Here is a 12,419-nt window from a genome sequence, read left to right as displayed (position 1 = left end):
ATATCTGTAATTTCTCTTTGCGTTTAACATATAATTATAACGGTTTTATCAGTTCGTTGTTTATTCGTGATGGTAAGGTTCGCCCTTCAGAATAGTGAGAGCACGGTAAACTTGTTCGATAAAAAACAGCCTAACCATTTGGTGCGAAAAAGTCATTTTTGAAAGCGACAGTTTGTTGTTAGCCCGTTGATGCAGTGTGACATCGAAACCATACGGGCCGCCAATTACAAAAACAAGTTGCTGCACACTGGCAATCATTTTTTTGTTTAAAAATCCGGAAAACTGTACCGACGAATATTCTTCTCCGCGCTCATCTAACAGTATTAAATGGTCAGTGTTGTTAAGGTGTTTAAAAATCAATTCAGCCTCCTTAGCTTTTTGCTGGTCTTCTGACAGATTTTTAGTTTGCTTGAGTTCCGGGAGTTCAACCAGTTTAAAGTTGATATAATGCTTCAGTCTTTTGATATATTTCTCCATGCCCTCAACCAGGTACTTATCTTCCGTTTTACCAACAGTTAGCAATGTTATTTTCATTACTCAAAAGTAAGATTCCATTCTAACGAAAATTCCATAAAGAATTTATTCACGGATCAGCTGATCCACGTTGCTTTTTCCTGCTCGATGAATTTTTTAAGGGTAAGCGGTGCTTCGGCGGTTAATTGAGTAAAATCGTTGGTAACCGGTGGTGCTTTTTGAAATCGGGGGAGGTAGTGCAATACGATCATCACTATTATAAACGAGGTTTTTATGCCCTCTTTACGCTTCGTTAAAAAGAAATTTATCAAATTCGGGCTTTGATAGCTTATATTCATTCCCGTTGTTCGCGAAAGTAAATCAGCGACTTCTTGAAAGCTTTTAAGATCATTTCCGGTAATGGTGTAAGCTTTAAACTGATGTTGTTTTGGATGTTGAATTACTTTTGAAATTGCTTTTCCGATGTCGTTCACGTCAACCCATAAAAACTTTGCTTTTCCTGCCGGAATAAAAATTCTGTGCTTATTACGGATATCCTGCAAAAACATCGTAGTTAAATTCTGCATGAAATAACTCGGGCGTATAAAAGTATACGGAATTTCGCTTTCAACGATCAGCTTCTCAATTTTGGCGTGCGGAATGTACGGTGTGTTTTCGGCGCCCTGAACAGAAAGAAAAATTATGTGGCTGACACCTACTTCAATGCAGTTTTCTATAAGCGGTTTAAAATATTTTGGCACATCGGCAAGCTGCGGCGGACGCAATAAAAATAAAATATCGATCTGTTTTAACGTGTGCTTACTTCCTTCAATATCGTCGAAATTAAAATATAACTGGTCGGCTTTAGATTCTTTGATTCGTGTTGCACTGAATACCTGCAAGTCGGCCTCATTATGAGCGATGTTTGATAAAATTGCCCTGCCAACATTGCCGGTAGCACCTGTTATTAAAATTCGACGCATAGTAAATTCATTCTATGATCCATAAAGTTCACACTTATTTCATTATTAAAATATTGGAAATTTTTTAATGGCAGACCGCATTAGGCTAAACGGGTTTTTTAACCCATGCCGATTGCTTATTTTTGCAGCATTAATTGCTTTTAATGGAATCCGAAATTATCAAATCGTTAACTGGTCGTTACTGTAATTCGTTAAGCGGATATTCCCGCTGGCTTACGCGCGAAGTTGCTATCGGGGATATTCCTATGGGTGGTGTTAATCCAATCAGGATTCAAAGTATGACGACCACAGATACGATGGATACTATCGGTACGGTCGAGCAGACCATCAGGATGGTGAATGCTGGTTGTGAATATGTACGCATTACGGCTCCAAGTATTAAAGAGGCTCAAAATCTGGCTAACATAAAAGCGGAATTGTTAAAGCGGGGTTGTAAGGTTCCGCTTGTCGCAGATATTCACTTTACACCGAATGCCGCGGAAGTTGCCGCCAGAATTGTTGAAAAAGTTCGGGTGAATCCCGGCAATTACGCTGATAAAAAGAAATTCGATCAGCTTGATTATACCGATGCGGAGTACCAGGGCGAGCTCGACCGGATATTTCAGAAGTTTAGTCCGCTCGTAAAAATTTGTAAGGACTACGGAACTGCCATGCGTATCGGAACCAACCACGGTTCGCTTTCTGATCGTATTATGAGCCGTTACGGCGACACGCCAAAAGGCATGGTAGAATCGGCTATGGAATTTATCCGTATGTGCGAAGCCCTGAATTACTACAGCTTGGTGATTTCAATGAAATCAAGCAATCCGCAGGTAATGGTTCAGGCTTATCGTTTGCTGGTTGAAACCATGGTTGCAGAAGGAATGAATTACCCGCTTCATTTAGGAGTTACCGAAGCTGGTGATGGGGAAGACGGGCGTATTAAATCCGCAGTTGGAATTGGTACTTTATTGGAAGATGGCTTGGGCGATACTGTCCGTGTTTCATTAACCGAAGAGCCTGAAGCCGAAGCGCCAGTGGCAAAAGCGCTGGCAAACCGCTACGAACGGCGTGCCGTCAGCGTAGTCGAAACAACAACCCAAATTACTGTTCCCGAAATATTCAATCCTTACGAGTACAGAAAGCGTGAAACCTATGAGGCAAATACATTTATCGGCGGGCACATGGTTCCGCGAATTGTGCTTGACTTGTCGAAAGCCAATTTGAAAGATCAAGCCATTTTAGCCGATGCAGGCTACTTGTATTCACCCATCCTGGATAAATATAATATGGCCGATCGTTCTGTCGATTTTGTTTACCTGGCCGATCAATTGCCCTCGTTTAATTTTCCGGGTAACCTGAAACAAATTTATAATCAGGCTACTTGGCAAAAGCTGGAAAATAAAGCAAACTGCCATCCGCTTTTTACTTTGAATGAATACGCCGATGCATCCGGAAAGTGTACTTCTTTAAATCTTGTTTCTCTGAAGCCAGTAGATTTATCAGGCGAATTATTTTCCCGGATTCCATTTGATGAAACATTAGTTTTCGTCCTGGAAACTTCGGCTGAAAACGGCATGGCCGACCAGCGAAGTTTCTTCTTTCAATTAGAACAGTTTGATCTAAAAGTGCCGGTAATTATCAAACGTTCCTATGAATTTGCCGATCAGCCTGATGTAACCGCGCTTGAACAATTACAGCTTTACGCCGCAACAGATCTTGGTGGTTTGCTGATCGATGGCTTTGGCGACGGAATTTGGATCGATGCTCCTTCAATAAAAGCTGCAGATGTTACTTCAACTTCTTTTGGGATTTTACAGGCCACACGCTCACGTATTTCGAAAACAGAATATATATCGTGCCCAAGCTGCGGACGGACTCTTTTCGATTTACAGGAAACTACCCAGATGATTCGCAGTAGAACTTCGCATCTCAAGGGATTGAAAATCGCTATTATGGGTTGCATTGTAAACGGGCCTGGCGAAATGGCTGACGCCAATTATGGCTATGTAGGGGCTGGACCGGGAAAAATCACTCTATACCGCGGAAAAGAAGTGGTTAAGAAAAACGTTAACACAGATCAGGCTTTGGATGAATTGATCGGAATAATTTCAACAGACGGAAACTGGATTGAACCTTAATTTTCTGATTTTCGACCGGCGTTGATTTTCTCAAGTTCTTCAACGTCCAGTTTATCTTTCGTCCGGCCTGTTGCTCTTTTGTTTTCCAGCAAGTGATTATAGTGAAGGAAGCGAACTTCGTAATAATCAATTCTATCTACGGTAGACTTCGCATGATATTCATTGAATTTCTCCTTTGTCAGGCCTGGAATATCGGTCATCAGATCGGCGTACATCCCATCATCCATTAATATTTCGCAGTACCCGTATCAAACTGCCCGTATTGCATATCTGCTAAAGCGTCAATGAGATTTTTTCTGTTCTCTTTAGTGTCTTCAAGGTAGATGTCGAGATCCCCTGTACCGGTTTACCGCAAAACCACCAACAATCAAATAACGGACATTTCGCCCGGCAAAGTTTTTCAGCAGAAATAAAGAGTCGGAATTTTCCTTGTCGAAAGACATATCAGGAATTATTTCTTCGAATAATCACACCTTTGCCCTGAGGTGATTTGATTGGTTTATCGCCATTAAGCCTGACTGACATGCGGTTTAATGCAATTCCATCTTTGATGATTTGCTCTGCTGAACGACTTAAATAATGAGAATCGCATTCGCGGAGTATCTGCTCGCGAGGCGTTGCTAGGTCGTAAAGCTTCAATTTACTCATTTACCTAAAGATAATAAATAATTGCAAGGAGCAGATAAATGGTACTGGCGGCGCCCCAAAGTTCCTGACTTTTAGCCTTCCAAATTCCGATCTTGCCGTCTGGCGAATTCCCCGACTGCCGCTCCCGAAACCTTTCTGACAGCATCTCCGTACAAAACTGACCTTTCGTCGCTAAGCTGATATTAACCCGATGCCTTCCGGAGCTCTCCGTTTTAGCGCCACACTTTAATCAATGCAGGAGGGAGTTAACTGCTCTCTTAAATCATTTATTAATCCTGAACATTTAAAACAAGAACACCAATTATGGCTGTAAATTCAACGTTACACAACGCCCAGAACCCGGAGTAGCCGGCGGCGGAAACAAAAAGTATTATGCGACAACCGTCACCAGCGGAGAGAAAGACATCGTTGGCCTGACTAAATCGATTGAAAAGATCAGCACTGTAAGCGGAGCCGATATTCGCGCCGTGCTTTATGCATTGGTGGATGTAATTTTGGATGACCTTGCAAACGGTCAGATTGTCCGGATAGGCGAGTTCGGCAACTTTCGCATCAGCCTGAGCAGCGACGGTTTCGACACCGAAAAAGAGGTTGGAGCCTCGGCGGTTCGCGGTGCGAAGATCATCTTTTACCCCGGCCAAAAGCTCAAAGACACCATCAGCTTATTGAAATTTGAAAAGGCCTGAGAAACGCCTTTAAAGGCCGTTTTTTAGATCCGCGAAAAACGAAGCTTCGAAATAAAAAAACGAAGCTTCGTTTTGCTCAATTATTAGCTTCGTTTTCCGGAAAACGAAGCTTTGTTTTTTGGGAGGTTAGGGTTTTTAAAAAATTTTCCTTTTTGTGAGGAGATTGAATGACCTTGTATTTAAAGCAACATGTTACTTAAGTCGGGCCTATGAGTAATTATTATGCCCCATGACTAGTTAAATAATCGTCTTATCATGTCTTTTCAAACGGAACGACCCTTCTATATCATATAGTTTTTTATCTGTGTCTTGATATACAAGTTTAAATGTTCGGCCGAAGAAGCTTCCTTCGACAATATCAGAGTTGCTCTTTGTGATATGAATAGTTATCGACGCACCGGGCGTGTCAGGTCCTACCCAGTAAACGATCTGTGATTCAACACCGCTCTTTTCAGTGTGTAAAAAAAAGTACCAACTACGTTCATCCACAGTATAATCTCCGGGAGTAATACTATTCATTAGAAATTGAGACCAGGCTAAACCGTGCGTAGTACGATCAGCAAAACTAACTCCAGCCACGCTAATATCTGCTTGTGAAATATAAAACCAATTGGGGTAATTAATAGCGGAATCCTGTTGCCATAAAACAACAGAGTCTCGTTTTTCGAGACGGTATTTAAAGAAATAAGTTTTAGTTGGTTGCGGATCATACAATTTTTTGCGAGGCTGATCCTTATTGTCTTTTTTGCAGGCTGTTAATGCAAATACGAAAAATAGAAAAACTAGCAACCGCCCTATCGTTTTGATCATCATTATAATTGTTTTTAAAGTATTCTTAACTACCAACAATGTAAATTAAAAAAAATTATTTTTCGTAGACAACCACTACACGTTTTAGTCAACATAAGTAATTCAAAGTAAAAAAACCAATGTTAGAAAAGGGAAGTTCAGTCATGAGTAATGATGAGGGAAAGCCCCCTTGCTAGCGCACGCGTGTGAAGGCTAAATACCAATAGATCAGCATCCGCCCCGTTTCCATCCTTAACTACCTTTCTTCAAACTCCTTCTTCCGCCGAACAATCCCAAACGCAACTTGTTAGAACTACTCAAAGCAATTACCCATGGCAAAAACAGTAGCTGAGCACCTGGTTGATACACTGGTTGACGCAGGAATTAAACGAATATACGCCGTTACCGGCGACAGCTTAAATGAGATAAATGATGCCGTAAGGCGAAATGGGAAAATCCAGTGGGTGCATGTTCGCCATGAAGAAGTTGGAGCGTACGCCGCAGGTGCCGAAGCTCAGTTAAACGGACTGGCTTGCTGCGCAGGAAGCAGCGGGCCCGGGCATGTTCATCTTGTCAACGGATTGTATGATGCGCATAAATCCGGCGCCGCAGTTTTAGCTATAGCGTCAACCGTAGCAAGCCAGGAGTTTGGTACGGATTATTTCCAGGAAACCAATACCATCAAATTATTTGACGATTGCAGCGGATACAACCAGATAGCGTCGAATGCCAAACAGTTTCCGAGGATGCTCCAGGCCGCACTGCAGCATGCAAAGGCAAATGGCGAGGTAGCCGTTATCGGCATTCCCGGAGATTTAACAAGCATGGCGGTAGAGGATAATCTAAGTGCCGATCGTTTATTTGTTTCAAAGCCGCTCAGCCGGCCGGCAGACAACGAACTCGGACAGCTGGCCGATTTAATCAATTCACATAAACGAATTACAATTTTTTGTGGAATCGGGAGCAAGGACGCTCATGATGAAGTGGTGGAGCTCTCAAAAAAAATTAAGGCTCCGGTGGCATATTCGTTTAAGTCGAAAATGGATATTCAATATGATAATCCTTATGAAATTGGGATGACGGGGCTATTGGGATTACCGGCTGCCTTTCATAGCATGCACGAATCAGATTTGATTTTATTACTTGGAACGGATTTCCCTTACAACAACTTCATTCCTACGGATTGTGAGATTGTGCAACTGGATATTGATCCTTCGGTAATTGGTCGCCGTGCAAAAGTTGACCTGGGCTTGTGCGGATCAGTTAAAAATACTTTGAACGTTTTAATGCCTTTATTAAACGAAAAAACCGATGATTCATTTTTGAAAGCGCAGTTGGAAGTTTATGAAAAAGTAAAGGAAAATCAGCAAACCTATGTAGATGATCACGGAGAAAAAGACATTATCCATCCTGAATATGTGGCTGCGATGATTGACAAATACGCAACTAATGATGCGATTTTTACTGTAGATACCGGAATGTGCTGTGTTTGGGGCGCCAGGCATTTAAATGCGACAGGTAAACGTGTTATGCTTGGTTCGTTTAATCATGGCTCAATGGCCAACGCAATGCCACAAGCTATCGGTGCATGTTTGGCACGACCGCAGCAACAGGTAATTGCATTATGCGGTGACGGTGGGTTATCGATGCTTTTAGGAGACTTGTCGACCATTAAACAATATAATCTTCCGATAAAGCTGGTTGTATTTAATAACCGTGCTCTAGGTATGGTTAAGCTGGAAATGGAGGTAGCAGGATTACCTGACTGGCAAACCGATATGGTCAACCCCGACTATGCTGCGGTTGCCGAAGCCATGGGAATTAAAGGTGTCGCTGTACACGATCCTGGTAATGTAGAACAAGCAATAAAAGATGCATTCGATTTTCAAGGGCCGGTGTTAGTGGAAGTTTTTACCGATCCCAACGCTTTGGCCATGCCGCCGAAAATTGAATTAAGCCAAATGAAAGGGATGGCGTTGTCAATGACAAAGCTTATTCTAAATGGGAAAATGGATGAAGTGCTCGAGACCGTCAAATCAAATTACAAGCATTTAAAAGAGGTTTTTTAGTTAGTGGAATTGTGACGGATGATGAACTTGCGGAGTAGGATGAACATTCTGATGGTGAATAATTTATTTTGAAACGAACGGTAGTGACTCGTGGCAATTGAAGTCCTGCTGTTCGTTACAAGTTTTTTGTCAACGTTTTTTGCTAATGAAACCTATCGACTACAAAAAAGCTTCTCACTGCCATCAGGTTTATTGAACTAAAGACAATGCTATTACCGAACTTTTTTGAACGCCATATTTTGTACAGAGTCGTTCATTCTAAACCCGATTGAGCCGGATACCGGCCCTGTGGCTAATGACGGTGGAGTATGAGGCGAAAGCGGGGCAGTAGATTGATAGCAGCAAAGCCTTTCGTTTTCAAATATTAAAATAAAATTAATCAGAGGTCTTCGAGTCCGATTATTGGTTAACCCTTTTGAAAAACTCTATCGTTGCATCACAAACTTTTTGTAAATCTTGCGGAAGCTGTGTTCCCTTAAAAGGATGACTGGCGCCAAAAACGTGATCTCCGTTTTCTACCACAAGGAGTTCTGAATTACTGTGCTCATGCAACATTTTCGCGTGATTTATATTAACCGTTGGGTCAGCGTCACCGTGAACAATGAGCCATGGAACAGATATTTTCTTTGAATTTTCATTCACATTTAAACCATCGGCATTTTGTTCGTAGTCGTCGAGAAGCGTGCTGTACAGGGGCATTTGCTGTTTGGTGCGTGAATTTTCAATCGTTATTACGCCTGTTTTGCGCCATTCCTCAATATCATTATGCAGAAAAAGCGTATTAAAGTAAGCAACTGATGCCCATGTGACGAGTTTGTCTACCCGGCTGTCTCTTGATGTTAGAAGAATGGAAATTCCGCCACCCCGGCTATGGCCAAGCAGGTAAAGCTTCCTGGGAGCGGTAAATTCTTTATTGCTGAAGGTAAAATCAAGAATGGCATTCAGGTCAGATAACTCTTTCGAAAAGGTATTTCGTCCAAATGCTTCGAGGTCCGCGAAGTTGGTTGGGTCATCAATCGTTGTGCCATTATGTGAAAAATTGAATTTCAAATAGGCCAAACCATGGCTGGCAAAGTAATCGGCTACCAGGTTGTGTGTTCCCCAATCTTTAAAACCTTTAAAACCGTGAACAAAAATCACGAGTTCTTCCGTATAGCCATTAAGTGGCGTTGTTAAATCACAAAGGATTTTGTTACCTTCAGCGCTATCAATTATAAAACTATTTTTCATTTCCACTAAGTAAAGATAGTCCTTCTTTTGTGCTTTAATTTATAGCCATTCTAAATAAAGCTGTTTTACAAAGGAGTGACAGAGGGGGGAGTGCTTATTTTTTACTTTTGTTCGGTCAAAAAATTGGAACCTGTAAAGCGTTGAAGCAGTTAAAAGTTATAGCATTCACACACAAGAACATTGAGCTAAAGGATTTAGGACACTTTGTCATCTGTAACGAAACGCTCGAAGACAGGTTAAGTAATCTTAAGGCTAAATTCAATATTCCGGAAATATTTTACATAGGAACATGTAACCGTGTTGAGTTCATCTTCAGCCTGGAGCGTGATCTGGATCATACTTTTGTTAAGGATTTTATCCTGTCGCTTAATTTTTGCGTTCCTGATGAAAAGCTTGCTTGTCTTGCAGACCAGGTTTCGATATATGAAGATCAGGAAGCATTGAATCATTTGCTTCGCATTTCCTGTTCGCTTGAGAGCTTGGTAGTTGGAGAAAAAGAAATTCTTGCCCAGGTTCGTAAAGCATATGAGCATTGCCGCGAAGCAGGTTTTACAGGCGACTATTTACGCATGGTGATGAATCTTGTAGTGAAAACTGCAAAGGAGGTTTATACTCATACCAATATTTCACGTAAGCCAATTTCGGTTGTCTCACTGGCTTATCGCAAGCTTCGTGATTTGAAAATGTGTTCAAATGCCCGCATCCTGATTATCGGGGCCGGCGAAACGAACCGTAATTTTTCTAAATACCTTCAGAAACATAAGTATTCCAATTTCGCAGTGTTTAACCGAACATTGTCAAAAGCGGAAGAAATGGCTGCTGATTTACAGGGAAAAGCGTACAGTCTTGATGAACTGGCCTCGTATAATGAAGGTTTCGACGTGATTATCACCTGCACGGGATCGACAGAGCCGGTTATTACAAATGAAATTTATCAATCGCTGCTTAATGGCGAAACAGATAAAAAGGTAATTGTCGACCTGGCTATTCCAAATGATACCGCTGCTGAGGTAGTTGAGAACAACTCTCTCTATTATATCGAGGTAAGCAGTTTGCAGGAAGTTGCTAACCATAATATCCAGGAACGATATAAAGAGCTAATCCACGCCGAGCGGATCATCGAGCAGAATATAGCGGAATTTCAACCGGCTTTAAAACAACGACGCGTTGAACTGGCCATGCGTGATGTTCCTGAAAAAATTAAGCAGATTCGCAAAACAGCTATAGATTCTGTATTTGCTTCTGAGATCGAAGGCCTTGATCCAAACTCAAGAGAAGTGCTCGAAAAAGTTATCAATTACATGGAGAAAAAATATATCAGTGTTCCCATGGTGATAGCTAAACAAATCCTTGTAAATCACAATTAATTTTTCCCCGATTGCATTGCTTTCAGGCAATTTGATATTTTTACGGGCGTAAATTCTATACTTTGAACAGAACGATTATTATTGGAACACGGGGAAGCGATCTGGCTCTGTGGCAGGCGAATTTTGTAAAGTCTAAACTGGAAGAATCAGGTGTAAATGCTGAGTTAAAGATCATTAAAACGCAGGGCGATAGCATCTTAAACCTTCGTTTGGATAAACTGGAAGGGAAAGGTTTTTTTACCAAAGAGCTTGAAGAAGAATTGCTTCTGGGTAAAATTGACATTGCTGTTCATTCTCATAAGGATTTACCCACTGCACATCCAGCAGGGCTTGTTATAGCTGCCGTTTCAGATCGTGAAGATCCGGCAGAGTTACTGCTTATTCTTAAAGATTGTGTTGAAGTGAAACATAAGCTTTCGGTCAAATACGGCGGTATGGTTGGTACCTCCTCCAATCGCAGAAAGGCACAGCTGCTGGCAATGAGGCCCGATTTAGAAATTGAAGATTTACGGGGAAACGTTCCTACACGTATTCAGAAACTTCGTAATGAAGATTACGATGCCATTATGATAGCTAAAGCCGGAGTTGAACGTTTAGGTATTGATTTGAGCGAATTCCATGTCGAAGAAATCGAGCCTATGGAATTTGTCCCGGCACCTGCTCAGGGTGTTCTGGCTATCCAGATCCGTGAAAACGATAAAGAACTTGCTGAAGCTTTAAAACCTTTAAATAACCCGTCGGTTGCCGAAGAAATTGCTGTCGAGCGTAAAGTTTTAAATCTTTTTGAGGGCGGTTGCCATATGCCGCTGGGTTGTTATTGCCGAAAGGAAGACGGTAAGTTCCAGGTGTGGACTTCAAAGGCGGATGACGGCGACTCGTTTCCTGACCGTTTATTCCTGGAATCTGAAAGTTCTGAAGGTCTTGCCGAAAAAATTGTCGCAAAGTTTTCCGTGGAAGCTAAACGCCCTAAAAGCGTTTTCATAACCCGTAACCTTGGGGAAAGCAGTTATCTGAGAAAATTTCTGACAAAACATACTATTGAAATAGATGATCGTTCGCTTATCCGAACACTTCCAATGATTCATAAGCTGGATTCATTTATTTTCAGAAACATCGACTGGATATTTTTCAGCAGTAAAAATGCGATTGAGTATTTTTTTATGCTTAATCCACAGCTGGCGAAAAAGACAAAGTTTGGTGTGATAGGAAGAGCTTCCGAAGATATGCTGCGAAGCTACGGCCATATGCCTGATTTTAACGGGGAAGAAGAAGGAATCGATACGATAGAAATCGCCGCCGAATTTGCCAAAATAGCGGACGGTGAAACGATTCTGTTTCCTGGCGCTAAAGAGTCGTTGAGAACCATCCAGGGTGCTATGTCGGCCGAAACAAAAATCATTGACCTTCCGGTTTACGAAACGGTGCTCGAAGATAAAGTTTCGCCTTCTTTTGCTGAAGTGTTAATATTTACCAGCCCATCCAATGTTGACGCTTATTTTGCCAACAATTTGCTTGAGCCCGGACAAAAAGTTATTTGCATTGGTAAGTCAACCGGTAAAAAATTCGATGAAATGGGTGTTAAATATAAACTTCCGTATTCGCCGGATGAAATGGGCCTTGCAGAAGTTGTTTTTGCTCTTTAAAATCTCAAATCAAGTTATATGAATTCGCATCAGTATCAGCAGATCATTGAAAATTATATCACCGCGTATAATCAGTTTGACACGAATGGAATGCTGAAGGATATGGACGACGACATTCTATTCGAAAACAGTTTAAATGATGAGGTCAATCTTCGGATAATCGGAAAATCTGGTTTAAAACAACAAATTATTAACGCGTCGGAGTTGTTTAGTCAACGAACGCAGACAATCCAACGCATTACAATCGATGGCGATAGCGCCACAGTAGACGTCCATTACACGGGAGTGCTTGCAGTTGATTTCAATGACACACTTAAAACCGGCAGTAAACTGGAACTGACCGGTAAATCAATCTTTACATTTAAAGACGATAAGATTTCTGAATTGAGAGATATCAGTTAAATCTGGTTCGCTAATTTATTCTTTCCTTA

At 41.5% G+C, this 12,419-nt stretch carries 11 protein-coding genes and 1 pseudogene; 6 read left to right on the top strand and 6 right to left on the bottom strand.

Features of this window, described 5'->3' with window-relative positions; all coding sequences use genetic code 11:
• Nucleotides 1-60 precede the first annotated feature (60 nt).
• Together rlmH and GS399_RS17210 are read right to left on the bottom strand one after the other, a co-directional pair.
• On the bottom strand, nt 61-534 hold the full coding sequence (gene rlmH / locus GS399_RS17215) for a 23S rRNA (pseudouridine(1915)-N(3))-methyltransferase RlmH (protein ID WP_160845893.1): 474 nt from the start codon (nt 532-534) through the stop codon (nt 61-63).
• 56 nt (nt 535-590) lie between these two features.
• The gene (locus GS399_RS17210; RefSeq protein WP_160845892.1) at nt 591-1,436 is read right to left on the bottom strand and encodes an NmrA family NAD(P)-binding protein; all 846 of its coding nucleotides are present in this window, start codon (nt 1,434-1,436) and stop codon (nt 591-593) included.
• Between the two features lie 143 nt (nt 1,437-1,579).
• Between GS399_RS17210 and ispG the strand changes: the two genes are divergently transcribed.
• On the top strand, nt 1,580-3,556 hold the full coding sequence (gene ispG / locus GS399_RS17205) for a (E)-4-hydroxy-3-methylbut-2-enyl-diphosphate synthase (protein ID WP_202409494.1): 1,977 nt from the start codon (nt 1,580-1,582) through the stop codon (nt 3,554-3,556).
• Here ispG and GS399_RS17200 read toward each other — a convergent pair.
• Together GS399_RS17200 and GS399_RS17195 are read right to left on the bottom strand one after the other, a co-directional pair.
• A complete protein-coding gene (locus tag GS399_RS17200; RefSeq protein ID WP_160845890.1) occupies nt 3,553-3,783 on the bottom strand; it encodes a hypothetical protein in 231 nt (76 codons plus the stop codon). The genes ispG and GS399_RS17200 overlap by 4 nt on opposite strands.
• A gap of 217 nt (nt 3,784-4,000) precedes the next feature.
• Nucleotides 4,001-4,204: a hypothetical protein gene (locus GS399_RS17195; protein ID WP_160845889.1), complete on the bottom strand. Its 204-nt coding sequence runs from the start codon at nt 4,202-4,204 to the stop codon at nt 4,001-4,003.
• A 371-nt stretch (nt 4,205-4,575) separates the two neighbouring features.
• Here GS399_RS17195 and GS399_RS21120 point away from each other — a divergent pair.
• Nucleotides 4,576-4,890 (top strand): annotated as a pseudogene (locus GS399_RS21120) (HU family DNA-binding protein); the annotation flags it as partial.
• Nucleotides 4,891-5,127: 237 nt separating this feature from the next.
• Here GS399_RS21120 and GS399_RS17185 read toward each other — a convergent pair.
• The gene (locus GS399_RS17185; RefSeq protein ID WP_160845888.1) at nt 5,128-5,703 is read right to left on the bottom strand and encodes a hypothetical protein; all 576 of its coding nucleotides are present in this window, start codon (nt 5,701-5,703) and stop codon (nt 5,128-5,130) included.
• Nucleotides 5,704-6,011: 308 nt separating this feature from the next.
• Between GS399_RS17185 and GS399_RS17180 the strand changes: the two genes are divergently transcribed.
• Nucleotides 6,012-7,748, top strand: coding sequence for a thiamine pyrophosphate-dependent enzyme (locus GS399_RS17180; protein WP_160845887.1), 1,737 nt, complete (start codon nt 6,012-6,014; stop codon nt 7,746-7,748).
• A 399-nt stretch (nt 7,749-8,147) separates the two neighbouring features.
• On the opposite strand, the gene GS399_RS17175 is transcribed toward GS399_RS17180, so the two are convergent.
• A complete protein-coding gene (locus tag GS399_RS17175; protein WP_160845886.1) occupies nt 8,148-8,978 on the bottom strand; it encodes an alpha/beta hydrolase family protein in 831 nt (276 codons plus the stop codon).
• 140 nt (nt 8,979-9,118) lie between these two features.
• Here GS399_RS17175 and hemA point away from each other — a divergent pair, with 140 nt between their 5' ends.
• The 3 genes from hemA to GS399_RS17160 all read left to right on the top strand — a co-directional run bounded on the left by hemA (nt 9,119) and on the right by GS399_RS17160 (nt 12,390).
• Nucleotides 9,119-10,345 (top strand): glutamyl-tRNA reductase, encoded by a 1,227-nt coding sequence (gene hemA / locus GS399_RS17170; protein ID WP_160845885.1) that lies wholly within the window; start codon nt 9,119-9,121, stop codon nt 10,343-10,345.
• Nucleotides 10,346-10,407: 62 nt separating this feature from the next.
• Nucleotides 10,408-11,988 carry a hydroxymethylbilane synthase gene (gene hemC / locus GS399_RS17165; protein WP_160845884.1) on the top strand — a complete coding sequence of 527 codons (1,581 nt, stop codon included), beginning with the start codon at nt 10,408-10,410 and terminating at the stop codon, nt 11,986-11,988.
• Nucleotides 11,989-12,006: 18 nt separating this feature from the next.
• Nucleotides 12,007-12,390 (top strand): nuclear transport factor 2 family protein, encoded by a 384-nt coding sequence (locus GS399_RS17160; protein ID WP_160845883.1) that lies wholly within the window; start codon nt 12,007-12,009, stop codon nt 12,388-12,390.
• Nucleotides 12,391-12,419: the final 29 nt, after the last annotated feature.

Source organism: Hufsiella arboris (assembly GCF_009834875.1).
In the GTDB taxonomy this organism is placed as follows: domain Bacteria; phylum Bacteroidota; class Bacteroidia; order Sphingobacteriales; family Sphingobacteriaceae; genus Hufsiella_A; species Hufsiella_A arboris.
Note: the sequence above shows the minus strand (reverse complement) of the source record. Positions and strands in the feature narration are given on the sequence as shown.

Excerpts from the sequence above, each read along its gene's own strand:
- rlmH (WP_160845893.1), bottom strand. The coding sequence starts at position 534 with ATGAAAATAACATTGCTAACTGTTGGTAAAACGGAAGATAAGTACCTG.
- GS399_RS17210 (WP_160845892.1), bottom strand. The coding sequence starts at position 1,436 with ATGCGTCGAATTTTAATAACAGGTGCTACCGGCAATGTTGGCAGGGCA.
- ispG (WP_202409494.1), top strand. The coding sequence starts at position 1,580 with ATGGAATCCGAAATTATCAAATCGTTAACTGGTCGTTACTGTAATTCG.
- GS399_RS17200 (WP_160845890.1), bottom strand. The coding sequence starts at position 3,783 with ATGGATGATGGGATGTACGCCGATCTGATGACCGATATTCCAGGCCTG.
- GS399_RS17195 (WP_160845889.1), bottom strand. The coding sequence starts at position 4,204 with ATGAGTAAATTGAAGCTTTACGACCTAGCAACGCCTCGCGAGCAGATA.
- GS399_RS17185 (WP_160845888.1), bottom strand. The coding sequence starts at position 5,703 with ATGATGATCAAAACGATAGGGCGGTTGCTAGTTTTTCTATTTTTCGTA.
- GS399_RS17180 (WP_160845887.1), top strand. The coding sequence starts at position 6,012 with ATGGCAAAAACAGTAGCTGAGCACCTGGTTGATACACTGGTTGACGCA.
- GS399_RS17175 (WP_160845886.1), bottom strand. The coding sequence starts at position 8,978 with ATGAAAAATAGTTTTATAATTGATAGCGCTGAAGGTAACAAAATCCTT.
- GS399_RS17160 (WP_160845883.1), top strand. The coding sequence starts at position 12,007 with ATGAATTCGCATCAGTATCAGCAGATCATTGAAAATTATATCACCGCG.